The following is a 218-nucleotide window of genomic DNA, read 5'->3' on the forward strand; positions in this document are numbered from 1 at the left end:
CCCGAGGTACAGCGCTCGTACGCCGCGCTGGCCGAGGGGTACGGCTTCCGGATCGATGCATGCCCTCCACACGATCCTGCGAAGAAGGGCGTCGTTGAGGCCGGAGTCAAATACATCAAACGATCCTTCGTGCCGCTGCGCGAATTCCGCGATCTCGCCGACGCCAACCGTCAATTGCGCGACTGGGTGATGCAGCAGGCCGGCACGCGCGAGCACGG

1 pseudogene is annotated in these 218 nt (G+C 65.1%); it reads left to right on the plus strand.

What is annotated here, in order from left to right:
• A pseudogene (locus tag ACLFKU_RS45010) lies at positions 1 to 218 on the plus strand (IS21 family transposase); the annotation flags it as partial.

Source organism: Paraburkholderia sp. EG304 (assembly GCF_046543485.1).
GTDB classification, from domain to species: Bacteria; Pseudomonadota; Gammaproteobacteria; order Burkholderiales; family Burkholderiaceae; genus Paraburkholderia; species Paraburkholderia youngii.